Below are 25,420 nucleotides of genomic sequence, written 5' to 3'. Positions count from 1 at the left end.
ATTACATATTGAAACCTTTCGATTTGGATACCTTGGGTAAACGCATTCGCCAATTACAAGATGATTTTTCGGATACGATGAATATCCAAGTTGCAAATGGGAGCACTATTGGAAAAAACACGTCGAATTCGTCGAATTCACAGTTTTCAAGCGGAATCATACCGCCAACGTCCAAAAACCTTGAAGTTGAAGTTACACGTATGATCCATCAGATGGGGGTACCAGCCCATGTCAAAGGGTACCAGTATTTGAGAGATGCTATAGTCAGTGTGGTTCTAAATGTGTCGTTGCTTGGAGCCGTAACCAAAGAGCTGTATCCAATGATCGCTGCTAAATACCAAACAACCCCGAGCCGTGTTGAACGCGCGATTCGCCACGCTATTGAATTAGCTTGGGATCGTGGAAATGTGGATTTCATGAATCGTTTTTTTGGTTATACCATTAATGTTGACCGCGGTAAGCCTACGAATTCTGAATTTGTGGCGATGGTGGCTGACAAACTACGCATGTCCATAATGTATTAAGTATTTATTGCGTACCCAGGTCTATATAATTTTTAAAATGGCAATAATATTTTATGTGGAAATAAATTAAAGCCTATAAACAAGTTTGATTTATTGAACAAACTTGTTGTCAGCAAACATCTCTATAGTTGAAAAAAATAGAGGTGTTTTTGGCATGTGAATTTGTAACAATACCTACTTAAAGTGAAGGGGAAAGTCTGAGACTTTCCTCTTTGCTACTTTAGATGCCGACCAAGTATTTACAGTTCTGACGTGCTCAATAGGTTCTTTAATCTTCTTTTACGGCAATGTGCAAAGTTTTGCAAAGCAGGATATTGCAGGTTCGGAGACGAACATACTCACGAAAAGACAGAACCCTGGATCAGAAAGGTTGAGATGGAGATGTTTAAGCGTCACCAACTTGAGAAAATTGCAGAAGAAACGAAACAGGCCCTTATAGGGACTAATCTTTTAAATGAAATTGTGATCTGCAATTCTCTTGCAGCCAAATTATTCGAATTTACGCTTGAAGGAATCATAGGCAAAAATCTTGAACAACTCATGCCTGATTTTCTGTCAAACATTCGAGATTCTAAGACTATTCAATTTAATGAATTTTGCCAAGTAGGAAGCAAGCTGATGATAGTCAGTCGCTTGCCCTACCAAGACGATCAGGGCCACGAGATTGGAACAGCGACATACTTACAAGAAATGACAGACTATGAGGAACTTAGAGCAAAAGTCAACAAGCTGGAGGAGGTACGTATTCTACTGACTGCAATTATTGACTCAACTCAGGATGCCATTTCTGTAATGGATGAAAATGGACTGTGTATTTTGATTAACCCAGCTTACACACATTTGACGGGCTTGACTGCGGAGGACGTCATTGGTAAACCCCCTACAGTGGATATTGCTGAAGGGGAAAGTATGCACTTGCAGGTATTAAGAACTCACCAACCTGTTAAAGGGGTTTCGATGAAATTGGGGCCTAAACGTAAAGCGGCCATCGTAAACGTCGCTCCGATTATTGTTTCGGGGCAGTTGCGGGGAACTGTGGGCGTGCTGCGGGATCGATCGGAGATTCATAAACTTTCCGAGGAATTGGAAAGAGCAAAACGTCTAATCCGTCATTTAGAAGCAAAATATACGTTTAAGGATATCATCGGTGAAAGTGATGTTATCAAAGCAACGATTGAGCAAGCTGGGCGCGCCGCAGTGACGCCAGCGACAGTCCTCTTACGTGGAGAAAGCGGGACAGGAAAAGAATTGTTTGCTCATGCTATTCACCGTGCGAGTGAACGACAAAAAGGCCAATTCATCCGAGTGAATTGTGCGGCCATAGCGGATAGCCTCTTAGAGAGTGAGTTATTTGGTTATGTTGAAGGGGCCTTTACGGGAGCAAAACGTGGTGGTAAAGTGGGCCTATTCGAAGAAGCAAATGGGGGAACCATCTTTCTCGATGAGATCGGAGAAGTTAGCCTCAACCTTCAAGCCAAGCTTTTGCGAGTACTGCAAGAACGTGAAATTGTGAAAGTCGGCGATAATCGTTCGTTTAACGTAAATGTTCGGGTTATTGCAGCCACAAATGCCAATTTGGAAGCAGAATTACGAACTGGTAAATTTCGTGAAGATTTGTATTATCGTTTAAACGTCATTCCAGTCATAGTCCCCCCCTTAAGGCAGCGAAGAGACGATATTCCCTTACTTGTCCACCACCTCATCGGTAGTTTTAATCAGGAATACGGTCGCTGCGTTGAGCGGGTCAGTGATGAAGCGTTACAAATTCTGATGGGATATCATTGGCCAGGAAACGTTCGTGAACTAGAAAATATTTTGGGCCGAGCAATTATTAACATGCGAATTGGTGAAACGGTTGTGGAACAACATCACCTCCCGGTTTTACACCTGCCGAGTGCAAATTACCCAGGAGCGTATACGGATTTAGTTAGCTCTTCTTGGTCAGAGGAGGAAGACGGGTTTGAAGGGTTGCAACGGCAATGGGAACGCGCACTACTATTAGCCACGTTACAAAGGACCGGAGGGAATAAAACAAAGGCTGCTCAACAATTAAAAATGTCGATTCGAAACTTTTATTACAAGCTTGAACGACACGCTCTTAACTAAAGGTCATAAGAAATTTGGTTTATCTTTTTAACCTATTCAATCGCCAGGCAGGAGAGTTTTTTGTTATTTTGGACTGGGTATAGGGTAAACTAGTTTAAAATTTTATGAACAAAGAGGAGGAACACAGTGGAAGAGTCAAATCGCAAAGAAGAACGCATCAGGGGAGAAGTGCTTTTTAAGGGACGAATGCTGCGTCTAGAACGAGATGCGGTTCGTTTGCCGAATGGATTGGAAACGTCCCGTGAAGTCATTAGGCATCCGGGAGCAGTAGCAATCATTGCTTTGCAGGATCAGCAGGTACTAATGGTTCGTCAATACCGTTATGCAATTGCCCAAGAAACCTTAGAAATTCCGGCCGGAAAACTCGATCCGAATGAAACCCCTGAAGCTTGTGCGCAGCGAGAACTTCGCGAAGAAACGGGCTATCGAGGGACGCTGGAACATATCAGTACTTTTTATACTACACCAGGCTTTACGGATGAGGTGATGCATCTTTTTTCTGCTCGAGATCTAGTGTGGGATCCGCTGGCGCCAGATGACGACGAATTTATTGGTGTGGAGAAAATACCCTGGGATGAGGCCGTACAGAAGGCACAACGAAGCGAGTTTAACGACGCTAAAACCATTCTGGGGATATTACTCGTACAAGGGCGGATCGGTTGAGGATGATCTTTGAAAGAGTTGTGGACATACTTTCCTCTTGAACAGAATAAAATCCCATAGGGATGTTATGGGAAGGGGTGCAGAGCATGTGGAAACAACTCGGCGAACACGTTCGTCAGTACTGGGTCATTTATCTCACGCTTTCGAGTGTTTATCTTGCAGGTGTGGTGTTTGGGGCAATCGGAGTCAGTGCTTTGGGAGTTTCTGAAACCTCCCAGCTGGGGAAATTCTTGGATACACTTTTGAAAAGTCAACCGAAAACATTAGATCCTTCCTTTTTAGGGCAGCTTGCTCGGGATATGTTTATTATGATGGCTGGCATTTGGATCTTAGGCCTCACGATCATCGGAGCTCCTTTAATCTATCTCATTGTCTTTACACGGGGATTTATACTTGGGTTTACGGTCAGTTTTATTATTGGGGTGAAGGGTACGCTTGGACTCGTTCTGATGCTAACGACTGTTCTGATCCCCACACTCTTTGCAATACCACTCCTGCTTCTTGGTGCAGGTTTGGCAACTATTTTTTCGTTTCTGCTCCTGCGAGGTAAAGCCAGAGGGGAATCACTGCGCAGAGAATTTCTTTATTACACGGTAGCAGCTACGTTTGTTTCTCTGGGAGCTGTTGTTGTGGGCGTTGCACAAGGATATTTCTCGATACTGGGTGTTCGCTTGTTCGGGCTTTAGAGGCCTATCAATAATGCAACAATCTGCAATGCAAAATGTTGCAGGCAAAATCATTCAAGTTCCGACAGTAAATGAGCTCTTTTCGGGTGTCTTTTGTATTTATTTCGTATTATTTGTAAGGCTTTGTGTTCCTTGAATTAAGAATACGGTTTATAGATTTCTTATTACGCACAATGGATGAAGAAAAATACCACTCTTTCGTTTGGCACAATATTTGCATAATAATAACTCCGCTAGGGATTATAATTAAGATGGAGGTTGTATTATGCTGATTGGAATACCGAAAGAAATTAAAAACAATGAAAGTCGGGTGGCAATTACCCCAGCGGGTGTCCATGCTTTAACTCTGACAGGACACAAAGTCGTTGTGGAGAAATCTGCTGGCGAGGGTAGTGGTATCACCGATCAAGAGTATATTGAAGCAGGGGCTCAGATCCTTGATTTAGCCACAGACGTCTGGAAGGCGGATATGATTATTAAGGTCAAAGAACCGATACAAGTTGAATATGAATATTTTAAACAAGGTCAGATATTATTCACTTATTTGCATTTGGCCAATGAACCGGAATTAACGAAAGCACTAATGGAGAAACAGGTCGTCGCGATTGCGTATGAAACAATTCAATTAGATAACGCTTCCTTGCCACTGCTTATTCCAATGAGTGAGGTAGCCGGCCGGATGTCTGTTCAAATCGGGGCCCAATACCTTGAAAAACCCTATGGTGGAAAAGGAATTTTACTTGGCGGAGTTCCAGGAGTCCCTCCCGGTAAAGTTACGATCATCGGGGGAGGAATTGTGGGAACGAATGCGGCAAAAATGGCGGTTGGCCTGGGAGCTGATGTGACGATCGTTGAGAAAAGTGCGCAACGATTGCGGGAGCTTGATGATCTCTTTGGTGGTCGAGTTAAAACCTTGATGTCTAACCCTTATAATATTGCAGCCAGTGTAGCTCAAGCAGATTTGCTCGTGGGGGCTGTGCTTATCCCAGGTGCCCGCGCGCCTCATCTAGTTACAGAGGATATGGTTAAAGCAATGACACCTGGGAGCGTGATCGTTGATGTTGCTATTGATCAAGGGGGCAGCATAGCAACCATTGACCGTGTGACAACGCATAGTGATCCTACATTTGTTAAATACGGAGTTGTCCATTATTCAGTCGCCAATATGCCAGGAGCCGTTGCTCGGACATCAACGTTTGCTCTGACAAATGTAACGTTAGGATATGCTTTGGAGATTGCCAATAAAGGTTATCTTAAAGCGATCCAGGAAAATCAGGCACTTCGCAAAGGGGTCAATGTCATCAATGGCAAGTTAACCTATAAAGCTGTTGCCGAAGCTTTGGATATTAGTTATTTGACCTTAGAAGAAGCTTTAGGCTAACGTTTAGCTAATGAGTTTAACCTAAGTAAATAACTAACTTGACCTTAGACTAACAAAGTTATCTGAAAAGGTATATGAGTATAGAGTGGAATCCGTTGAGCGGGTTCCATTTTTCTACACTAGTCAGAAAATATAAACTTCGTTTGTATACTTTCTGGAAGCATAAGTGCAACTAAGGCGGCCGCCTGCGCAAAGCTTGGCACCAGCCAAGTTTTCTTTATCAGTTATAATGAACGAGGCGGCATGTATTCAAGCATAAGTTATTTTTTAGTGTAACTTAGGTTGACGCTTTCTATTAAGGCTCGGTGCAGCTAAGTTTTATCTTCCCACCAACGTAGCCAACCTTCCAAGTAGAAATACAAGGAATATAATGGAAAAATAGGAGACGGTTATCCTATTTCGATCTAATTGTAAGGAGTGGGTATATTGCATTATAAACGAGAGACCCTCGTTCCCATTTATGGTCATTATCCGCACCAGGTGCGTTGGTATCCGGTTAACTATACTGGTGGCTACGAGCCTGCTTGGTGGGAACGTTACGAGGAACAGTTTGAACCCCGATGGCTTAAACGGATGGAAAATCGCCTGGGATTCTTGCCTGGAAAGGAACCAATTTGGTGGGAGCTTTATGAAGAGCAATTTGAACCTGCGTGGCTTCAGCGTTTAGAACGCCAGATGGGAATTCCACAGCCTTTTGATCCACGGTACGATCTTCCGAGAAGACGTTATTGAGCAAATAATGAAATAATCAATCGAAACTGGTTGAGAGGACAGATTGATTATTAAGGAATAGAAAATAAGTAAATGGCTGGACCGCATGTAAAAATAGCGGTCCTTTCTTTATTTAAAGGATAAAGACAATCTGGAGATGCATAGAATTAAGAGATAGGGGGGAACTTAAATGCCTACAAAACGTTGGAGTGATTTTTTCCTTTATCTCGGAAGAGTATTTATCCTCCTTATTTTACTTGCTGTGCTCTTGCCTAAATTAATGGCAGTATGCAACATTTGGATGTCTTCATACTTACATAATGAACAAAAACCGATCGGCAATCCCCTGCGGGTAGAAGCCCCCGGATGGAGCAAGTTTGTTTTTCAGTGGTTTCCGCCTGCTCAGAAAGAACGATAATTTCATTGTGGCAAACGGTTTAACAAGGAAAATCCCCTCCGTATGTAGAACGTAGTCAGAAAAAGGGGGGGATAAAGTGACCTCCAAGGAGCAACTAACGAAACAGTACTTAACTTATCTGCAGGTTGAGCGAGGGCTTTCTGAAAATACTCGCCAGGCTTATGAGCGAGACTTGCGCCAACTTTTGGTTTTCCTTAAACAGAGGGGGACGAATTTTTCAGAATGTGTGGCCAATGACCTCTTCTTATTTCTTCTCAAATTAAAGGAAAAAGGAAAATCACCTCGAAGTATTGCCAGGTGTAATGCAACCCTACGAGGATTTTTTTCGTTCTTGGTGGATGAAGGGCAAAGAGACGATAACCCAAGCACTTATTTAGAAACCCCAAAATTAAATCAACCTCTCCCGAAAGTGTTGTCGGAAGCGACAATGGATAAACTATTACAGACAGGGGAGGAATCGGATCTCGCTCCACGAGATTTAGCAATGTTGGAGGTTCTTTATAGTAGCGGCCTGCGTGTTTCTGAATTGATCGGCTTACGTTTATCGGATCTAGCGCTAGACGTCGGATATGTGCGTTGCAGTGGGAAGGGAAGTAAAGAACGAATTGTACCGCTAGGTGAACCGGCCGTTCGGGCCTTGGAGGATTACATAAATGATCTGCGAGGGCGTTTGTGCGGTGAACGAAAAAGCGATATCCTATTCTTGAATGTCCATGGCCGCCCTCTAACGCGCCAGGGAATAGTGTACATATTGAAAAAATGGGGACAAACTCATAGCCTAGAGCGATCGATTTCTCCTCACATGTTTCGTCACAGTTTTGCAACCCATCTTCTAGATCATGGCGCAGATTTGCGTTCAGTCCAGGAGCTGCTTGGTCATGCGGACATTGCGACAACTCAGATTTATACGCATCTGACGCGAAAGCGCTTAGTCGATGTTTTCCGAAAGGCACATCCACGAGCGGATTAAAGGATTAAGGGGTGACAAAAAACATGTCACGGAGAGTCATTATCATTGTGCTAGATAGTGTGGGGATTGGAGAAATGCCAGATGCCGGAGACTACGGTGATCAAGGCAGTCATACCTTGGGGAACATCGCCCGTCTAAGAGGAGGACTCCATCTCCCGTTTCTTGAAAAACTCGGTTTGGGAAATATCGACTTTATTACCGGGGTTTCGGCTCAACCAGTTCCTGAGGGTAGTTTTGGGAAAATGTCTGAACGGTCTCTTGGTAAGGATACAACGAGTGGACATTGGGAGATGGCTGGAGTAATCTTGGAGAGCGCGCTGCCAACCTTTCCCAGAGGTTTTCCTAAGGAGTTTATTGAACGGTATGAGTCAGCAATCGGGCGTAAGGTAATAGGTAACAAGGTCGCTTCTGGGACAGAGATTATTCAGCGTCTTGGAGAAGAACATGTACAGACAGGAAAGCCGATTGTCTATACTTCAGCAGATTCCGTATTTCAAGTGGCAGCTCACGAAAACGTTATTCCGCTGTCGGAACTGATGCGTATATGCCAGATTGCCCGCGAAATGTTGACGGATGAGCTGCAAGTTGGACGCGTGATTGCACGCCCATTCCTCGGTGAAGTTGGACAATTCTATCGCACCTCAAATCGGCATGATTTTGCACTTGAACCCCCCCGGAAAATTTTGCTGGAATATGTGCAAGAAAGAGGTCTTGAGGTTTGTGCCGTGGGGAAAATCTATGATATTTATGCCGGGAGAGGAATAAGCGACTATGTGACCACAAAAGGGAACATGGAGGGCGTTGATAAGACCTTGGAATATATGACTAAAGTCAAATCTGGTCTGATTATGGCTAACCTTGTGGATTTCGACATGTTGTATGGGCACCGCAATGATGTAGAGGGATATGCACGAGCTTTAGAAGCCTTCGACGAACGTCTACCGGAAATTTATGCTGTTCTGTGCCCAGAGGACATACTTATTATTACGGCTGATCATGGTTGTGATCCCACCCTGCCTGGCACGGATCATACTCGGGAATATGTTCCGTTGCTTGTTTACGGGCCAACTCTGAAAAAAGGAGTTGACCTAGGCGTCAGATCCAGCTTTGCTGATCTTGGGGCAACTGTGGTCGAATACCTCCAGACTGAGTCAATATCAGAGGGGAAGAGTTTTCTTTCGATGATATAGCGCCACTAAGACTCCTGCTTTAATTGAAGGGTAAGTGCGCGAATCCCTAAATAAGTTCAATTAAAACTCAGATGAAGTAAGTTTCCTGATATACAAACTTGAGGGAGGACTAATCGATGATTTCGGAAAAAGAATATAGTACTAAACTGGCTGAAGTGCGTAGCTATCTTGAGGCGCGTATCAAAGTGGGGCCAGAACTCGGGGTTATTCTAGGTTCAGGGTTAGGAGCCTTTGCTGGTCTTGTCGAGGAAAAAGTGGTGATTCCGTATAAAGACATTCCTCATTTTCCAATTTCTACCATTGAAGGGCATGCAGGCCAACTAGTTTTCGGTAAAGTTAAAGGTCGATCCGTCGTAGTTATGCAAGGGCGTTTTCACTATTACGAAGGGTATACAATGCAGGAGGTCACCTTTCCAATTCGAGTTATGCAAGTTTTAGGAGTGAACGGTCTTATTGTCACTAACGCTGCTGGAGGCATAAATTCTGCTATTCGCTCGGGTGACCTGATTCTCATTAAAGATCATCTAAACTTGATGGGCGACAATCCATTGCGGGGAGCGAATCTATCAGATTTGGGGCCGCGTTTTCCGGACATGAGCGAAGGGTATAATTTGGAATGGCGGCAAAAAGCTTTACTAATAGCTAAAGAAATGGGAATAAACCCTCAAGAAGGCGTGTATGTTGCCGTGAGCGGACCCAGCTATGAAACTCCCGCCGAAATTCGCTATATGCGTACGATTGGTGCTGATATGGTAGGTATGAGTACCGTACCGGAAGTCATTGTGGCTAACCATGGAGGAATGCGGGTTTTGGGAATCTCTTGTGTAACCAATATGGCGGCAGGTATCATGGGACAGAAACTCAGTCATGTGGAAGTCATGAAAACGGCTGAACGGGTTGAAAAGCAATTTGTACAGTTTGTTAAGGAGCTTGTAAGCGTGCTTTAGGTGAAAGTTCAGGTTATTAGGAAGAGTTTTGCAGTGAGGATTAAGAAAGGGTGATTCATATTGCGTTTGGCGATTCCTCCACTATCCCTAAAGGGATAGTGGAGGAATCAAATGTAGACCAAGAAGATTTTCAACAAGCAGTTGAGCTATATATGAGATGGAAGAAATTTAATTATAGCACGGCTGAAATTAATGCTTAAACCGTCTTGTATAGGCATCAGGGGGAGTAATTGTCATGAGAATGGTAGATGTTATTCAAAAGAAAAAACGTGGTGAACCTTTGAGTGAAAATGAGATTAACTCTATTGTACAAGGATATGTAAATGAAGAGATTCCAGATTACCAAATGTCAGCATTTCTTATGGCAGTTTATTTTAAGGGTATGAACAAAAAGGAAATCGCTGACCTTACGTTAGCCTTTGTAAATTCTGGAGATAGAAATGATTTATCAGCTATTGAAGGGATTAAAGTTGACAAACATTCTTCTGGTGGTGTAGGTGATAAACTTAGTCTTGTAATTATTCCACTTGTTGCATCCGTAGGAATACCTGTTGCCAAAATGTCTGGTAGAGGTTTAGGTCATACAGGTGGCACAATAGATAAATTAGAGTCAATAGAAGGTTTTAAAACAGTGTTAGATAGGGAAACATTTATCAATAATGTTAATACATATAAGATGGCTATAGTTGGGCAGAGTGCTAATTTAACGCCAGCAGATAAGAAGATTTACGCACTTAGGGATGTAACGGCAACAGTGGACAGTATACCTTTGATTGCCAGTAGTATTATGAGTAAGAAAATAGCCTCTGGTGCTGACTGCATAGTACTTGATGTTAAAGTTGGTTCTGGGGCATTTATGAAAACGGTTGACGAAGCAATTGAATTAGCTAAAACTATGGTTGAGATAGGGAAATCATTAAACAGGAAAACAATTGCGGTAGTAACTGATATGAGTCAACCACTTGGACATGAAGTGGGAAATGCTAATGAAGTCATGGAAGCAATTGAAATATTAAAGGGTAATGGAGCAGAGGACGAAACAACAATTGCTCTGACTCTAGCATCATACATGACAGTTATAGGGGGTGCTTTTGCAGATTTTGATACCGCTTATAGAGAACTTGATCAGATAATTAAATCGGGCAAAGCGGTTGAAAAGTTTAAGGAATTAGTTCAAATTCAAGGTGGAAACCCAGAAGTGGTTGACAATCCCAATATGCTTCCCCATAGCAAGTATCATATTGAAATTACAGCATCAGAGAGTGGATATGTTTCAGCTATTAATGCTGAGAAAATAGGGATTACTGCAATGTTACTAGGTGCTGGGAGGAAAAAGAAAGAGGATACGATAGACTTTTCAGCAGGAGTTACTATGGTGAAAAAGGTCGGAGATATTGTAAAAGTAGGAGATGTACTCTGCATTTTGCACACTAATATTGAAGACCAGCAAGAGGCTAATAAAATATCCAAAGAGGCATACTCTTTTAGTAATACCAAGCCGAAGCTTAGCGAGTACATTTACGAAATAATACAATGACTCCAAATATTTTTAGTCATCAAGACTGTAGTAATAATATTGAAATTGGTTATTGTTGAACATATATTCAATATTGGCGATATATAAGTGCCATTATCATAAATCTCTCCTCCTTACGTATGCATATACGAGAAAGAGGCACGAGGCATCGTGTCTCTGGGAAGGGGGATTTTATTATGGTGCGTGGAAAAAAAATTTATCCTTTGGCTGAGGGGCTGACGACGGCGGATACGTATGCGGTGTTAGGGAATGCTGAAAAATTTCAAAAGCATAAGCATGCCTGGAAGGTTTGGCGGGCATTGAAAGACTTTGGCTGTGTTGCCTATCCTGTGGCCGAGGATTTGAAACGTATAGACGGAAGCAAAGTGTATCCAAATTTAACGGAGCTAAAGGATAAGGTAACGGTTGTTGTACCCTGTCTGCTTCCAGAGCAGCTTGGATCTCTGGTTTCTGATGCCGCATCTGCAGGTGTTAAAGGGATTTGGTTTCAGGAGCAGACCTGGACCCAGGAGCTTCAACAAGAATGCGATAGTGCCGAAGTGGCGGTTATTCGTGGGTGTGTCCTGCGACATAAGGTTTATCCGGTGATTGGTGTGCACTATTTAAATCCCTGTTATTGGCATGGGTTCAGAGATGCTAAAGTACCGGCGAAGCGGTTCGGTAGGTAGGAGCAGAAACTTCTTACAAGAAAAGGAGGAATTTATTGGATTTTGGAGAATTAAATTGGAATGCCATTCTTAATTTACAAAATATAGAACTTCAAATACTAAAATTAGAGAGAGGAGGGGTAAATAGTACATTTATGAAAAGGTCTGAATGGAGTAAGTATGAAAAAATTATCAATAAAGGAACTATGAACGTCATAGTCTTTGCCAGTTTTGTGATTATCATAGCCATCGTGGTAACAGGGAGTTCGAACTACGCTATGGTAAAAAGGTCCTTAACAGAGAAACTCCAAAAAGAGGATCTTGTATATATTCTGAAGTCTATTTCGACGCAGGTGGATGCTAGGATTAATCGAGCTAAGGACACATCTCTGATCATTGCTGACAGCCCTGATATAATAAAATGGTTTAATGATGGAGAAACGGACAAACAGTACGAGGCCATGTTCCTTCAACAAATGACAGGCCTTGCAAAAACCTTTAACTACACTGTGTTTTTTACCAATAAAAAAACAGGACATTATTGGACAGATTCCAACCTCCTGACAGATACTATGTCTAAAGATGATCCTACTGATCGCTGGTTTTTTGATGCAATTAGGTCGGACCAGAAAATCACACTTAATATCGACCATAATAAGGAGTTAAACCAAACAAACTTATGGGTCAATACACTTATGGGAGACAGTCATAATCCGGCTGGAGTTGCTGGAGTTGGTGTAGATCTTCAAGACATATCAACGGAATTTAATCATTATAAAATTGGAGACAAAAGCAATTTATGGCTGGTTGATACTAAGGGGAAGATAAGCATCTCTGAGGACGTTGAACAGAGCGGCGGCAAGCTGTCTGATTACTTACCGGAGGATGTATATGATAAAATTATGAGCGATAGTGCTCAAAACACTATTCAGCCCACGATTGTAAGCTATGCAGATAAGACTGGAAAAGTTGACCTGATTTTTCAGAAACTAAGCTCATGCGACTGGGTCTTGGTTTTTCAGATTAACCGATCCGAAACATTAGGTGTCCTCAATTCAATTATGATCAGTACGCTGGTCACGATTGCCGTAGTCCTTGTTTTGTTACTCCTTGTTTTCTACCTTGTATCTTCTAGAATCGCTAATCCGTATAAAAGTGCTATCCAGCTTAATTTAGAATTGGAAAATGAGATCAGCGAAAGAACTGCAAAAATCAGCGATCAGAATACAAAGATCCTGGAGAGTCTACACTACGCCCAGACTATCCAGGAGTCGATCCTGCCGGGATCTGATGTATGGAATAGAGTATTAGCGGATAACTTTGTCCTCTGGAAACCACGAGATATCGTGGGCGGTGATTTCTACTGGCTGAAGGAGACTAAGCAAGGTTTTATATTAGTGGTAGGTGATTGTACCGGACATGGCGTGCCTGGGGCTTTGATGACCATGGCAGTGAACTCTATATTAAACAATATTGTTGTTGAGAGTGATGTTATAAGTCCTGCACTCGTCATTAGAGAACTTAATAGGCAATTGAGAGAGGCCTTGAATAAAGAGATGAAAGACCACTCTACGGATGACGGACTTGAGGCAGGTATATGTTATTATGAGAATATGGGTAAATTGTTCTTTGCGGGGGCGAAGATTAACCTGTATGTGTCAAGTGCCGATCAGATTGCCAAATATGATGGGTGTAGAAGTGGGATTGGCTATATCAAATCGACTTTTTCTTCAGAGTTTAAGGATGTCGAACTGAAGGTCGAGCCAGGGGATCGATTCTACCTCACAACGGACGGTTATCTAGACCAAAATGGAGGTTTAAACGATTATTCATTCGGAAAGAGCAGGTTTATGGAGATTATTACTCGTACATCATCCTTGTCAATGAGAGAGCAAGGAGCATATTATGAAAGTGAACTTACTGATTACATGGGACAGGCTCCACAGCGGGATGATATTACAGTTGTTGGGTTTCAAATTAAATAGTATGCAGTGCCTGAATTAATGTGAGCTTTAAAGCAGGGAATACGTTAATTTGGTACATGAGAAGGAGAATTTAAATGATACATCTTCAACAATTAAAAAAGTCACTGGAAGAGTATAAAGTTTTAATTTGCTTTTCTGGCCAATTTTCGCAAGGCATTGTGGAACAATTGTGCGAATTTATCAAAGAGCAGATGACTGAAAGTGAGGCTGCAAAATACAATCCGATGAAAGTGATCTCCATTTTTGTAGAGCAAGCTCAAAATATCATTAACTATAATTTACAGAATATAAATCACAGATATTATGATCAACTTCTGGAATCAAGCATTGTCACGATAGGTAAGACCTTGGATGGCTTTTTTGTGACATCAGGCAATATTCTGGATAAACAGGATTATGAGCCATTGGTGGGGAAAATTGAATTTCTGAATTCACTCGAACCTAATGAGTTGAAAAAACATTATAAGGAAGTCATGAGAAGGGATGATATTGGGGTAAATGGACGTGGTGCAGGACTTGGCCTTATCCAGATGGCCAGAACAGCTAAGTCTCCACTTGAATATATGAATTACAGTATTAACGATCAGTTGACTTATTTTCAGATAAACGTTAATTGTTAGGGAGTGGTGGCATACTGTGGAGAGGCTATTTCTAAAAGAATCAAAGAGTACCCCATTCGTGGATTTTGACGCGGATAAAAATATACTTCTAATCAAGGGACAATCTTATCCGGAGGATGCTTTTTTATTTTTTAAACCCTTGTTAGAATGGTTAAAAGAGTATTTGGCAGGCAAGGTAGGTCAGAACGTATGGCTCGAAGTAACCTTGACCTATACAAATACAAGCAGTTCAAAGTGTATAATGATGATTTTAGACTTACTCGAAGAGGCTGCCGATCAAGGAGTAATTGTGGAATTAAAATGGATATGCAATGAGCATAACGAATATGAGCAGGAATGTGCTGAGGAATTCAAGGAGGATTATACGTTTCCTTTCGAAATCGTTCTTGTTTAGGAAGCCTGTACTGGGCTGGTTAAGATCCCGCCTGGGTTTCAAATGAGGAGTGGTGAAAGGCACAATGAAAGACCAAAGATCGGATGCTATTTTTGATGATGAAATTGCTATCTATGATGAGGCGAGAGAATTTTTGAAACAGGATAGTTTAGAAAAGGACGAACTAATCCTGAAATTTAATAACTTTACAAATAATTATTGCAGACTCGTTAATACGACTAGAAGATTGTGTAGTATAAGTGATGTCCAGAGTAGGGAGTTGAAACGGCGCGAGCGAGAAATTAATAATCTCTTAGATAATTCCGATCAAGGCTTTCTGACGTTTGGTCAGAACCTACTTGTAGAGAAAGAGCATAGCTCAGAGTGTACTCGAATCTTCAACAAGAAGATTGCTAATTTGAATATCGTGGAGCTGTTACACACTGAAAATGAAGAGCAAAACAAGCTTTTTGCGGCTGTGTTAGAGAGTGTCTTTAATGTAGAGAATAGAGAGGCTCAGCTGTCTTGCTTAAATGACTTGCCCAATCTAATTAAGATTAGAGAGAATTATGTTCACATCAAGTACAAAATTATCAACACAGATGAATTTGACGAGAATAGTGTGCGACTTATGTTAATTCTGACCGATCTCACGGAAAGACGGAAAGTAGAAGATCAGCTATTGTTTTTGAGTTTCCATGACAAGCTCACATCTCTGTTCAATAGGGCTTATGTGGAAAGTATCATTCCTCAACTACAAATCGATTCTAATCTTCCGTTAAGTATTGTAATGGCCGATATAAATGCTTTGAAGCTCGTTAATGATGTTTTTGGCCATGAATATGGCGATAAACTGATTGTTCAAGCTGCCAAAGTATTTCTCAAATGCTGTCGCAAAAGTGATATTATCGCCCGTTGGGGTGGAGATGAATTTTTGATTTTACTCCCTGGTGCTAATCAGGAAGCTTGTACAAGGATTTGTAATAACATTAAGGCTATGTTTGATGCGCTATCTTACGAACAAATGGGGTTGAGTGCTGCGCTTGGTGGTGCCACTATGGAGAATTGGGATACTGATATTACAAGCATTATTGATGCGGCAGATCGTATCATGTACAGTAACAAGCTCATTGAAAATAAAACCACCCGGGAAAAAATTATTTCCAGTGTCGAAAAAGCTTTGCAATCCAAGTGTCCTGCCTATATTGGACACAGTGAAAGAGTCGAAACTATTGCCAATAGATTTGCTCAACTCTTGAAACTTGGTCAGGAACCACAGGAAATGGTGTCCCTACTAGCTCGATTGCATGATATCGGGAAGGTCGCCATGCCGGTTGAATTACTTAATAAAAGTACGTCCTTATCCGAAAACGAGTTACAGACCATTCGTAAATATCCTGAAATCGGATACAGGATGGCTCGGTCCCTGGAAGAACCAGTACTGGCACTGTCCATGCTCGCGCTTCGAGAGCAATGGGATGGCAATGGTTATCCCTACGGTCTGAAAGGAGATCAGATACCCGTCGTGGCTCGCATAATATCGATCATTGAAGCTTATGATGTTATGACTCACGACCAGCCTAATAAACGAAAAAGGAGCCATGAAGAGGCGTTGAGAGAATTGGACCGATGCGCTGGAACACAGTTCGACCCGAATCTGATCCGCCTTTTCTTGGACAACGCTGACTACATCACGAATTCCGCCCCTTGCACTTCAGATGGGCCAGGATGATAGAAGAGCAGACGTGAATCGTGAGACTAAATAGAGATTAGCTTGAATAGAAATAGTGGAAATTTGGAATCTTACTGAGGAAACGATGTGCGAAGTTTTAAAAAGAATAGCCGGACGATAGGAGATAGATAGATGTTCTGGAGATTACTCCAAGATCTTGCGCTCAATATTGGCCTGATTGTTACAGTAGCTTATCTGATGACTCGAACGAAGCTCTTTAGGCGCATGTTACGGAGTAAGGCAAATACTCAGGAAAAGGTTTTTCTAGTTTTGCTATTTGGGATTATTGGGATTGCAGGAACCTATACAGGAGTGAATATTAAAGGTGCATTAGCTAATTCTCGGGTTATAGGGGTAGCTGTTGGGGGGCTTCTGGGGGGGCCCCTTGTTGGGCTTTGTGCAGGGGTATTAGCTGGGGTGCATCGTACACTATTAGGTGGATTTACCGCTGGTGCCTGTGGGATTGCTACGATTGTTGAGGGATCTATTGCAGGATACATGGGGCGGAAATTCTCCGGGGATCTAACTTGGAAACGCTCTTTGTTTGTCGGTATGGGGATTGAAGTCATCCAGATGCTCGTTATATTGTTGATCGCTCGCCCTTATTATGCGGCTTGGGATTTGGTCCAAGACATCGGGCTCCCTATGATAATTATGAATGGCGTTGGAATTTCAATTTTTGTGTCTGTTATCCATAACTCATTGGAGGAAGAAGAACGTATTGGCGCGGTTCAAGCGCAAAAGGCACTTTATATTGCCAATTTAACCTTACCAATCTTACGTTTAGGTTTAAATAAAGATACAGCACGCAGTGTAGCTCAAATTATTCATGAACAAACTGATGTAGCTGCAGTTGCTTTAACGGATCGAGATCAAATCCTTGCCCATGTCGGAAAAGGATTTGATCACCATGAAGCAGGGCATGCTATCCAGACACTAGCCACCCATCAGGCCTTGGATTCAGGAGAATTGAAGCTTGCTGCAACTCGGGCAGAAATTGGCTGTGCTGAACCAAACTGTCCGCTTTTTTCGGCGCTAGTTGTTCCGCTCCATATTCAACACTCCGTCGTCGGGACTCTTAAGATTTATCGGGAGCAGGCGCGAGGGATAAGCCCGGTGGATTGGGAATTTGGTGCTGGTTTAGGCATGCTTTTTTCCACCCAATTGGAATTAGCCACTTTGGAGACACATGCCTGTTTGGTGCGTCGGTCTGAACTTAAAGCGCTTCAAGCTCAAGTTAATCCTCATTTTTTGTTTAATGCCTTAAATACCGTGGTCTCATTTTGCCGTACAGATCCTGAAAAGGCCCGCAATCTTCTCTTGCAACTGGGAGATTTCTTTCGAAAGAATCTTAAAAGTGGGGAAAAGTTCGTTACTCTTCGTGAGGAGTGTGAACATATACGTGCTTATTTGGCTATCGAACAGGCCCGCTTTTCTGACCGCCTTTGCGTCCGTGAAGAGATTACGGATGACGCCTTAAATTGGAGATTACCTGGACTTACGTTGCAACCTCTCGTCGAAAATGCCATAAAACATGGGATTTATCCCATGAGCACACTAGGAGAGATCCTGATTTCTGCTTTAGTCGAAGAGGAAATCCTGGTCGTACGGATCTGGGACAATGGGGTGGGCATTCCCGCTGAGAAATTGGCTCTTATCCACGCCGGAGTTGAAGTATCGACTTCGGGGTTGGGCATTGGTCTTCAGAATGTTGCGCAACGTCTCCAGATTCTATATGGGAAGAGGGCTGATTTTGTTATTACAAGCAAGGCAGGGGCGGGGACTGAGGTCACCTTAAAGCTACCTGCTGCGGCGGCAGCGGAACGTATTTGAAATGTTAGAATAAAGGGGTATGTTACATGCGGGTCATGGTTGTGGATGACGAACGTCCTGCACGAGACGAACTGTGTTATTTATTACGAGAAATTTCCGGAGTGGAAATCGTTGCCCAAGCTGGAACAGGAGCGGAAGCGATTGAAAAATACCAGGAGCATCGTCCAGATGCGATTTTTTTAGATATCCAATTGCCCGACGATTCGGGAGTAGATGTCGCTCGGGAATTAATTCGACAAGGTTTCTCTCCGACCATTGTCTTTGCCACGGCTTATGATCAATATGCGGTGGATGCCTTTGACGTCAATGCAGTGGATTATCTATTAAAACCCTTTCATGAGGATCGGTTAGGAGAAACTATGCAGCGTTTAAAGAAACGTTTGGAGGGAAAGAACCAGAGGGAGAGTCAGACAGAACAGGTTCAAACCCAAGAATTTCTCGCCAAATTAGATCAAATTTATAAGTCATTACATGCAGTTAAAGGAAAAGAAGGTAAACTTAAAATCGAAGAGAATGGGAAGATATTGCTTGTCCCTTTTGGAGAGATCCTTTATGCTACAATTGAGGAACGTTCCGTACGAGTCGTTACACGAGAACGGAGTTATCTAACAAATTATACTCTGACTGAATTAGAAGGTTTATTGACGTCATCGTTTTTGCGAGTCCACAAAAGCTATTTAGCTCATTTAGACCAAATCCATTCCATTATTCCGTGGTTTAATAATACGTATAACTTGATCATGAACAATAAAAGTGAGATTCCGGTCAGCCGAACGTATGTTAAAGAGTTTAGAGAACGAATGGGATTGTAGTTTGATCGTCAATGGTCCTACAGCTCAATAATCTTAATAAGATATTCTATCAAGTTACGCAGGATTTTTGGTACATTAGACCTTAAATCCTGTGTTTTTTGTTGAATTAAGCGGATTAATTTCGTACGGCAGTATACTTGCAAGTAGAAAATAACCAAATCAAATTATTTTGAAAGGAGTAAAATAATGAATGCGTTAACTCTTATTGTTGCTTCAGCACTTATTCTGATGTTGTCTTATCGTTTCTATGGAGCCTTTATCGCGGCTAAAGTACTGACTCTTGACTCAAGTGTCCTCACCCCTTCGGTACGCATGGAGGATGGACAAGATTATGTTCCAACGAACAAATGGGTTGTCTTTGGACACCACTTTGCAGCAATCGCAGGTGCAGGTCCTTTAGTTGGGCCAGTATTAGCTGCTCAATTTGGTTATTTGCCGGGCGCTCTTTGGATTCTGATCGGAGCTGTATTAGGTGGCGCTGTTCATGATGCGGTCGTGCTCTTTGCCTCCGTTCGTCATGATGGAAAAAGCTTATCGGATATTGCTAAAGAAGAGGTTGGGCCGATCACCGGTTTCATTACCGGGATTGCTATCCTGTTCATCATTACAATCACAATGGCGGGACTGGCCATGGTTATTGTTAATGCTCTGTATAAAAACTCTTGGGGTGTATTTACGATTTCCATGACGATTCCAATAGCCATCTTCGTGGGCATTTATATGCGTAAACTTCGCCCTGGAAAGTTAGGAGAGGCCTCGGTCATAGGTGTAGTTTTGATCCTTTTAGCAGTAGCACTGGGACCTGTTATTAAGGATTCTCCGTTTGCCTTCTTGTTTTTTTATGATGTTAAAACGCTGGAAATCATTCTTCCTGTGTATGGTTTTGTTGCAGCCGCTCTTCCTGTCTGGTTGCTTCTAGCCCCTCGAGATTACCTCAGCTCTTATATGAAGATCGGAACGATCGCTGCATTAGCTCTGGGGATTGTTTTTGTTCATCCACAACTTCAAATGCCTGCTATCACTCAATTTGTTCATGGTGGAGGCCCGATCATTAATGGTAAAGTATGGCCCTTCCTATTCATTACCATAGCCTGTGGTGCAGTTTCTGGGTTCCATGCTCTGATTGCTTCTGGAACGACGCCTAAAATGGTGAAGGATGAAGGAGATATTAAGCTGATCGGGTATGGCGGGATGATCATGGAAGCCTTCGTGGCTATGATGGCTCTTATTGCCGCTACAGTCTTGGCCCCAGGAGACTACTTTGCGATCAACACAGCTCCCTCTGTGTTTGCTCACTTAGGAATGCAAGTCAAAGATTTACCAATTTTATCTCAATTGGTGGGAGAAAATATTGCTGGGCGTCCTGGCGGTGCCGTAAGCTTAGCGGTTGGTATGGCCCACATTTTCTCGAGTATTCCCGGCCTGAAAGGGTTAATGGCTTACTGGTATCAATTTGCGATAATGTTTGAGGCGCTTTTTATTTTAACAACAATTGATGCCGGGACTCGTGTTGCTCGTTATATTGCGCAAGATTTCCTTGGTTTAATGTTTAAGCCTTTAAAGAATTCCAAGTCAATCGTATTGTCTATTGTGTTAAGTGCTTTAGTATCCTTTGCCTGGGGATATCTTCTCTTTGGTGGAGATATTGCGACGATTTGGCCGATCTTTGGAGTGTCTAACCAATTGCTGGCAACCTTGGCGATGGCCATTGGATCGAATATGATTCTTCGTCGTACCAAGAAACTTAGTTATGCGATGACAACATTTCTTCCTATGCTCTTTATGGGGGTTACGTCTTCAGCCGCAGGATATCTGACGATTGTAAATACCTACATTCCAAAACATCAAACACTTCCCGCTGTGTTGGCCGGATTGATGATTATTTTAGCGGCGATCATCGTAGTTGATTCGATTCGTAAGCTCTTGCAGACGTATTCTTCGTTGTCTTCAAATGCTCAGGTAGAAAAATTTGCAGCAAAGTAAAACTCATACCCCGATTCTCTTCCTTTAATCAATGTTGAAGCCTTTGAGTTACCGTCTAGCGGCAACTCAAAGGCTTTTTTCTCGTACTAGTCAGAAAGTATAAACTTCGTTTGTATACTGCAAGAATGCTAATTCGTGCGAAGACAGTCTTCGTCTGGAAGCATAAGTGCAACTAAGACGGCCGCCTGCGCAAAGCTTGGCGCCAGCCAAGTTTTCTTTATATCACCTAAGTCCAGCAATTTTCCGTTCACTTCGATGAAGTGGCTTTATTCGGTTTAAAGAACCATATTTTATTTCATTCATTCAATATAATTTTCCTTTTCGGGAATAATAAAACCATACTATATAAGGAGGGTTGAAGATGCGAAAAAGTTTAGCAATCGTTTTAGCCATGTTGGTTGTCCTCGTAAACATTGGCTTTGCTAACGTCCAACCTGTGCTGGGTGTTGAGATTGTGACCGAAGCTACAAGTGCCATTCTCATGGATGCGGCCTCCGGTCAAATTCTCTATGAGAAAGAATCACATAAAGAACTACCACCCGCAAGTGTTACAAAACTTATGACTCTACTGGTGGCGGCGGATGCAGTGGCTTCTGGAAAAGTAAAATTGACAGACAAAGTGACAGCCAGCGAGAATGCCAGTAAACTCGGGGGCTCCCAAATCTATCTTGAACCGGGAGAAACGTTCACTTTAGAACAGATGTTGATTGCCATAGCTGTTGGGTCAGCCAACGATGGCTGTGTTGCAGTGGCGGAACATATTGATGGAACGCATGAAGCTTTCGTGGAAGAAATGAATCGTAAGGCTCAAGCTTTAGGTTTAAAAAACACTCATTTTGCGAATGCTTATGGGCTACCAGCTGAGGGGCATTATACAAGCGCCTATGATCTAGCGGTCATTTCCAGGGAAGCTCTCAATTATCCACTAATACGTAAATTGACCAGCATCAAAGAATATGACTTGCGCGACGGGAAATTTAAGCTTTGGAATACTAACAAATTACTATGGTGGTACCCTGGAGCTGATGGCTTCAAAACCGGGTGGACGAATGAAGCCAAGTATTGTTTGGCTTCAACAGTAGAGCGAAATGGTCTACGGTTAATTTGTGTCGTGATGGGTGTACCACAAGTCAGAGGACATTTCGCTGAATCTATGAAAATATATAACTATGGCTTTGCTAAATATGAGTTTAAGCAGTTTGCTCCGGTTACGCAAAAACAAGGCGTTGTTAAAGTTCGCAAAGGAATAGAAGATGAGGTTACTGCAGTAACTGAAAAACCTCTGGGTACGACGGTAGAAAAAGGAAAAGATAAAAATTTCTGGGTCGAGACAAAGCTCAACCCAGAAATCAGTGCTCCGATTCAGAAAGGACAAAAATTAGGAGAGATTCTCCTTTATCGTAACGATCAGTTGCAAGCAAACGTAAATCTGATTGCGGATCACTCCATTGCCCGGGCAGGTTTAGCTGGGCAAATGACACGTACACTGAAAGGCGTGTTTGGTTATTAGCATAGGTTAGTCCTTGTTTTTGATGTCTAAGTCAACTAAGTCTGAGCAATCATTGATCTGCGATGATTGACGGATCTTGTGGAGCGCAGCTCGCTCGATACGAGAAATCTGAACCTGTGAAAGCTGGAGTATGTCAGCGATCTGGCTTTGCGTTTTATCTTCAAAAAACCGCATCAACAGTACACGCTTTTCTCGTTCCGGCAATTTGTCGAGAGCTTCTTTGAGAGCAATATTTTCGAACCAGCTGGGGTCGGGCCCCTTTTCATTAGAGAGTTGATCGAGAACATAGATGGGATCGGAGTCGTCTTGATAAAGGGTATCGTAGATCGAGGTAGGACTTTGGATTGCTTCAAGTGCGGCGACGATCTCGTCTCTGTCAACACCTATATTAATTGCTATTTCTCCGATGGTGGCCTCGCGGCCCAAGGTTGCAGAAAGTTCATCCCGAGCGCGATTGACTTTATAAACAAGTTCCTTGTAGGAACGAGGCACCTTCACTGGGTGGTCATCTCGGAGAAAACGCCGAATTTCACCAATTATCATCGGAACCGCATAGGTTGAAAACTTCACACCGTAAGTAAAGTCGAATTTGTCGATAGCTTTAATCAGCCCGATCGTTCCGATCTGAAAGAGATCTTCAATCTCATAGCCACGATGGGCAAAGCGTTGAACCAAATTAAAAATGAGTTTCAAATTGCAGTTAATTAAACGTTCACGGGCCTCAGCATCTCCATCTTTGGCAGCATGAAGGTTTTGCATCATCTCCTTATCTGAGAGCAACGGGAAGTGGGGGAGATTCATTTCAGTTAGTCGTTGAATCATAATGTTCGCCCCCCTAATGCGAGGCGGTGGGTGTTTGCTTGAAATGCTTCATCATGGTTACTGTTGTTCCCACTTCAAGCGTAGATTCTACTTGAAGTTCATCCATGAAAGATTGCATAAAGACAAAGCCCAGGCCCATTCGCTCCGGATCTGTACTATAAGCTGGCTGCATGGCTTGCTCAACATTCGAGATGCCACACCCTTCATCTTTCACAATAATCTTGAGGGTGTCATTAGTGATGTCTAGGTCGAGGTAAACGATATGATTAGGGTTGTTCTTGTATCCGTGGATAATGGCGTTGGAGACAGCCTCGGAAACAGCGACTTTAAGCTCTTCGATGTCATTAAGTGGCAGATCTAGTTGTGCTCCTACTGAAGCAATGAGCATACGGGTGATGCCTACATTTTCAGAGATACTTGAAAATGTGAGGATTAATTGATTGGTTTTCATTTAGGCTCCCCTTCCTTCCTCATAAGCATGCGCTTCATCCAAATAGAAATTGATAATTTTAGGTAGTCCCGATAATTCCATGATCTTATAGATATGTGGGGGCACGTTGGTGATTTTAAGCTTTCCTCCCAAGGAAAGCAATTTCTTATACCTGCCTAGAATAACGCCGAGTCCGGAACTGTCAATAAATCGAACGTCTTGAAGGTTAAGAATGACCGTGCGAATTCCTCGTTTCTCAATCTCGCTGTCAATAGCTTGTCTTACCATTGAAGCTGTGTGCATATCTAGTTCTCCGTCTAAGCGCAAGAGTAGGGTCAGGCGCTCTATCTTTTTCTCAAGGTTCAAGACCATTCCCCCCATAATTTTATCACAGTACTAATGATTTCGCTGTCATCCATAATTTTCCTGCTGACTTTAAAGGAATTCCTTGAAAAGCTTTGTCGAAATTAAGAATCTCGTTAAAAGACAAAGTCCCTTAGTATAATTTTGGTAGTTTAGATTAATAATAGAAATTATCTGTCACTGTTAAGAAAGGAGGAATCAGGATGGCTAACGAAACATTACGTCAGCCTACGATAGCAGTAACCCCAGAGCAATACAAAGTGTTAGCTCAACAATTTACGCCCAAACCCACGATTGTAAAAAACGTGATACGGGCTTTTGTCGTGGGAGGGATTATTTGTGCGATCGGTCAGGTTGTAATTAATCTATTTGTGAGCATAGGGTTAAACCGCGTCGAAGCGTCTACTGCGGCAACTGCGACAATGATCTTTCTCGGAGCTTTGTTAACAGGATTGGGCATTTATGATGAAATTGGAAAATTTGGCGGAGCTGGATCTATCGTTCCAGTCACTGGGTTTTCTAACTCTATCGTTTCACCAGCTATGGAATTTAAAAGGGAAGGTTATGTGTTGGGTGTTGGAGCAAAACTTTTTACTGTAGCAGGTCCTGTGCTTGTGTATGGTATTGCCACTTCAATTGTGGTGGGAATCGTTTATTTTCTCCTACACTAACAATAGGCCAATGGTAATTTCGGTTGCCAGACACAACTGTTTATGAATGGGGATGTGAAGGCATGGATTTAAAACGAAAGGGAAACCAGACCGTGGTGTTCGCCAACCCCCCGGTTATTTTATCGTCTTATTCAGTGGTGGGTCCTAAAGAAGGACAAGGCCCTTTGGGAAAAACATTTAGTAAAATTTGGGAGGACCAACTGAAGGGTGAGAAATCTTGGGAAGTCGCAGAAAGTAAGATGCTTGAGCAGGCGATGCAAGGGGCGATTGCTCAAGTAGGTGTCCCAATGGATCATATTGAATTTATGTTAGCTGGGGATTTACTTAATCAAATGATCTCTTCAAATTTTGCAGCGCGCCAAATGGCTTTACCCTTGATCGGTATATATGGAGCTTGTTCCACAATGGCCTTGGGTATGGCCGTGGGGAGCATGCTAATTGACGGAGGGTTCGCCAAGTATGTTCTGGTTGGCGTATCCAGTCATCATGATACGGCTGAGCGGCAA

At 42.6% G+C, this 25,420-nt stretch carries 26 protein-coding genes and 1 pseudogene; 23 read left to right on the top strand and 4 right to left on the bottom strand.

All coding sequences use genetic code 11. The features are described 5' to 3' along the window. From spo0A to DOT_RS24880, 20 genes are all read left to right on the top strand, one after another. Positions 1–524 (top strand): sporulation transcription factor Spo0A (gene spo0A, locus DOT_RS24970; protein ID WP_009624374.1); only part of this gene is annotated, 524 nt, incomplete at its 5' end. Between the two features lie 381 nt (positions 525–905). Next, on the top strand, positions 906–2,630 hold the full coding sequence (locus DOT_RS24965) for a sigma 54-interacting transcriptional regulator (protein WP_139024303.1): 1,725 nt from the start codon (positions 906–908) through the stop codon (positions 2,628–2,630). A gap of 126 nt (positions 2,631–2,756) precedes the next feature. Beyond that, complete coding sequence (locus DOT_RS24960) at positions 2,757–3,293, top strand: NUDIX hydrolase (protein ID WP_009624372.1); 537 nt, start codon at positions 2,757–2,759, stop codon at positions 3,291–3,293. A gap of 86 nt (positions 3,294–3,379) precedes the next feature. Further along, positions 3,380–3,979 (top strand): stage II sporulation protein M, encoded by a 600-nt coding sequence (locus DOT_RS24955; RefSeq protein ID WP_009624371.1) that lies wholly within the window; start codon positions 3,380–3,382, stop codon positions 3,977–3,979. A gap of 265 nt (positions 3,980–4,244) precedes the next feature. Then, complete coding sequence (gene ald / locus DOT_RS24950; protein WP_009624369.1) at positions 4,245–5,360, top strand: alanine dehydrogenase; 1,116 nt, start codon at positions 4,245–4,247, stop codon at positions 5,358–5,360. Positions 5,361–5,786: 426 nt separating this feature from the next. After that, the gene (locus DOT_RS24945) at positions 5,787–6,092 is read left to right on the top strand and encodes a hypothetical protein (protein WP_009624368.1); all 306 of its coding nucleotides are present in this window, start codon (positions 5,787–5,789) and stop codon (positions 6,090–6,092) included. Positions 6,093–6,261: 169 nt separating this feature from the next. After that, the gene (locus DOT_RS24940) at positions 6,262–6,489 is read left to right on the top strand and encodes a hypothetical protein (protein ID WP_009624367.1); all 228 of its coding nucleotides are present in this window, start codon (positions 6,262–6,264) and stop codon (positions 6,487–6,489) included. A gap of 76 nt (positions 6,490–6,565) precedes the next feature. After that, positions 6,566–7,459 (top strand): site-specific tyrosine recombinase XerD, encoded by an 894-nt coding sequence (gene xerD / locus DOT_RS24935; RefSeq protein ID WP_009624366.1) that lies wholly within the window; start codon positions 6,566–6,568, stop codon positions 7,457–7,459. A gap of 23 nt (positions 7,460–7,482) precedes the next feature. Next, positions 7,483–8,649: a phosphopentomutase gene (locus DOT_RS24930; RefSeq protein ID WP_009624365.1), complete on the top strand. Its 1,167-nt coding sequence runs from the start codon at positions 7,483–7,485 to the stop codon at positions 8,647–8,649. A 116-nt stretch (positions 8,650–8,765) separates the two neighbouring features. Continuing rightward, positions 8,766–9,596, top strand: coding sequence for a purine-nucleoside phosphorylase (locus tag DOT_RS24925; protein WP_009624364.1), 831 nt, complete (start codon positions 8,766–8,768; stop codon positions 9,594–9,596). Between the two features lie 50 nt (positions 9,597–9,646). Next, complete coding sequence (locus tag DOT_RS31520; RefSeq protein ID WP_009624363.1) at positions 9,647–9,796, top strand: hypothetical protein; 150 nt, start codon at positions 9,647–9,649, stop codon at positions 9,794–9,796. Between the two features lie 35 nt (positions 9,797–9,831). Further along, positions 9,832–11,133, top strand: coding sequence for a pyrimidine-nucleoside phosphorylase (locus tag DOT_RS24920; RefSeq protein WP_009624362.1), 1,302 nt, complete (start codon positions 9,832–9,834; stop codon positions 11,131–11,133). Positions 11,134–11,309: 176 nt separating this feature from the next. After that, complete coding sequence (locus DOT_RS24915) at positions 11,310–11,801, top strand: CoA-binding protein (protein ID WP_009624361.1); 492 nt, start codon at positions 11,310–11,312, stop codon at positions 11,799–11,801. A gap of 35 nt (positions 11,802–11,836) precedes the next feature. After that, positions 11,837–13,765: a SpoIIE family protein phosphatase gene (locus DOT_RS24910; protein ID WP_009624360.1), complete on the top strand. Its 1,929-nt coding sequence runs from the start codon at positions 11,837–11,839 to the stop codon at positions 13,763–13,765. A gap of 74 nt (positions 13,766–13,839) precedes the next feature. Beyond that, positions 13,840–14,385, top strand: a complete 546-nt coding sequence (locus tag DOT_RS24905) for a SiaB family protein kinase (RefSeq protein ID WP_009624359.1) — start codon at positions 13,840–13,842, stop codon at positions 14,383–14,385. A 16-nt stretch (positions 14,386–14,401) separates the two neighbouring features. Beyond that, positions 14,402–14,779 carry a DUF1987 domain-containing protein gene (locus DOT_RS24900; protein ID WP_040413465.1) on the top strand — a complete coding sequence of 126 codons (378 nt, stop codon included), beginning with the start codon at positions 14,402–14,404 and terminating at the stop codon, positions 14,777–14,779. 64 nt (positions 14,780–14,843) lie between these two features. After that, positions 14,844–16,490, top strand: a complete 1,647-nt coding sequence (locus tag DOT_RS24895) for an HD domain-containing phosphohydrolase (RefSeq protein WP_009624357.1) — start codon at positions 14,844–14,846, stop codon at positions 16,488–16,490. Positions 16,491–16,622: 132 nt separating this feature from the next. After that, positions 16,623–18,323, top strand: coding sequence for a sensor histidine kinase (locus DOT_RS24890; RefSeq protein ID WP_009624356.1), 1,701 nt, complete (start codon positions 16,623–16,625; stop codon positions 18,321–18,323). A 26-nt stretch (positions 18,324–18,349) separates the two neighbouring features. Continuing rightward, positions 18,350–19,135, top strand: coding sequence for a LytTR family DNA-binding domain-containing protein (locus tag DOT_RS24885; RefSeq protein ID WP_009624355.1), 786 nt, complete (start codon positions 18,350–18,352; stop codon positions 19,133–19,135). A gap of 186 nt (positions 19,136–19,321) precedes the next feature. Then, entirely contained in the window at positions 19,322–21,118 is a 1,797-nt protein-coding gene (locus tag DOT_RS24880; protein ID WP_009624354.1) for a carbon starvation protein A, read from the top strand. A gap of 128 nt (positions 21,119–21,246) precedes the next feature. On the opposite strand, the gene DOT_RS32570 is transcribed toward DOT_RS24880, so the two are convergent. Further along, positions 21,247–21,369 (bottom strand): hypothetical protein, encoded by a 123-nt coding sequence (locus tag DOT_RS32570; RefSeq protein ID WP_009624353.1) that lies wholly within the window; start codon positions 21,367–21,369, stop codon positions 21,247–21,249. 110 nt (positions 21,370–21,479) lie between these two features. Here DOT_RS32570 and DOT_RS24875 point away from each other — a divergent pair, with 110 nt between their 5' ends. Further along, positions 21,480–22,628 carry a D-alanyl-D-alanine carboxypeptidase family protein gene (locus DOT_RS24875; RefSeq protein ID WP_009624352.1) on the top strand — a complete coding sequence of 383 codons (1,149 nt, stop codon included), beginning with the start codon at positions 21,480–21,482 and terminating at the stop codon, positions 22,626–22,628. Positions 22,629–22,634: 6 nt separating this feature from the next. Here the strand turns inward: DOT_RS24875 and sigF are convergent, their stop codons facing one another. Genes sigF through spoIIAA form a run of 3 tightly spaced genes read right to left on the bottom strand, consistent with a single transcriptional unit; the run spans position 22,635 to position 24,246 of the window. Then, positions 22,635–23,450, bottom strand: a complete 816-nt coding sequence (sigF, locus tag DOT_RS24870; RefSeq protein WP_009624351.1) for an RNA polymerase sporulation sigma factor SigF — start codon at positions 23,448–23,450, stop codon at positions 22,635–22,637. A gap of 13 nt (positions 23,451–23,463) precedes the next feature. Then, a complete protein-coding gene (spoIIAB, locus tag DOT_RS24865) occupies positions 23,464–23,901 on the bottom strand; it encodes an anti-sigma F factor (RefSeq protein ID WP_009624350.1) in 438 nt (145 codons plus the stop codon). Then, positions 23,902–24,246, bottom strand: coding sequence for an anti-sigma F factor antagonist (spoIIAA, locus tag DOT_RS24860; protein WP_009624349.1), 345 nt, complete (start codon positions 24,244–24,246; stop codon positions 23,902–23,904). Positions 24,247–24,446: 200 nt separating this feature from the next. On the opposite strand from spoIIAA, the gene spoVAC reads away from it, so the two are divergent. Together spoVAC and DOT_RS24850 are read left to right on the top strand one after the other, a co-directional pair. Beyond that, positions 24,447–24,914, top strand: coding sequence for a stage V sporulation protein AC (gene spoVAC, locus DOT_RS24855; protein ID WP_009624348.1), 468 nt, complete (start codon positions 24,447–24,449; stop codon positions 24,912–24,914). Positions 24,915–24,976: 62 nt separating this feature from the next. Continuing rightward, positions 24,977–25,420 (top strand): annotated as a pseudogene (locus DOT_RS24850) (stage V sporulation protein AD); the annotation flags it as partial.

The organism is Desulfosporosinus sp. OT (assembly GCF_000224515.1).
Classification (GTDB): Bacteria; Bacillota; Desulfitobacteriia; order Desulfitobacteriales; family Desulfitobacteriaceae; genus Desulfosporosinus.
Note: the sequence above shows the minus strand (reverse complement) of the source record. Positions and strands in the feature narration are given on the sequence as shown.

Coding starts and splice junctions, on each gene's coding strand:
- DOT_RS24965 (WP_139024303.1), top strand. CDS start 906: ATGTTTAAGCGTCACCAACTTGAGAAAATTGCAGAAGAAACGAAACAG.
- DOT_RS24955 (WP_009624371.1), top strand. CDS start 3,380: ATGTGGAAACAACTCGGCGAACACGTTCGTCAGTACTGGGTCATTTAT.
- ald (WP_009624369.1), top strand. CDS start 4,245: ATGCTGATTGGAATACCGAAAGAAATTAAAAACAATGAAAGTCGGGTG.
- DOT_RS24940 (WP_009624367.1), top strand. CDS start 6,262: ATGCCTACAAAACGTTGGAGTGATTTTTTCCTTTATCTCGGAAGAGTA.
- DOT_RS24930 (WP_009624365.1), top strand. CDS start 7,483: ATGTCACGGAGAGTCATTATCATTGTGCTAGATAGTGTGGGGATTGGA.
- DOT_RS24925 (WP_009624364.1), top strand. CDS start 8,766: ATGATTTCGGAAAAAGAATATAGTACTAAACTGGCTGAAGTGCGTAGC.
- DOT_RS24920 (WP_009624362.1), top strand. CDS start 9,832: ATGAGAATGGTAGATGTTATTCAAAAGAAAAAACGTGGTGAACCTTTG.
- DOT_RS24915 (WP_009624361.1), top strand. CDS start 11,310: ATGGTGCGTGGAAAAAAAATTTATCCTTTGGCTGAGGGGCTGACGACG.
- DOT_RS24905 (WP_009624359.1), top strand. CDS start 13,840: ATGATACATCTTCAACAATTAAAAAAGTCACTGGAAGAGTATAAAGTT.
- DOT_RS24895 (WP_009624357.1), top strand. CDS start 14,844: ATGAAAGACCAAAGATCGGATGCTATTTTTGATGATGAAATTGCTATC.
- DOT_RS24890 (WP_009624356.1), top strand. CDS start 16,623: ATGTTCTGGAGATTACTCCAAGATCTTGCGCTCAATATTGGCCTGATT.
- DOT_RS24885 (WP_009624355.1), top strand. CDS start 18,350: ATGCGGGTCATGGTTGTGGATGACGAACGTCCTGCACGAGACGAACTG.
- DOT_RS24880 (WP_009624354.1), top strand. CDS start 19,322: ATGAATGCGTTAACTCTTATTGTTGCTTCAGCACTTATTCTGATGTTG.
- DOT_RS24875 (WP_009624352.1), top strand. CDS start 21,480: ATGCGAAAAAGTTTAGCAATCGTTTTAGCCATGTTGGTTGTCCTCGTA.
- sigF (WP_009624351.1), bottom strand. CDS start 23,450: ATGATTCAACGACTAACTGAAATGAATCTCCCCCACTTCCCGTTGCTC.
- spoIIAB (WP_009624350.1), bottom strand. CDS start 23,901: ATGAAAACCAATCAATTAATCCTCACATTTTCAAGTATCTCTGAAAAT.
- spoVAC (WP_009624348.1), top strand. CDS start 24,447: ATGGCTAACGAAACATTACGTCAGCCTACGATAGCAGTAACCCCAGAG.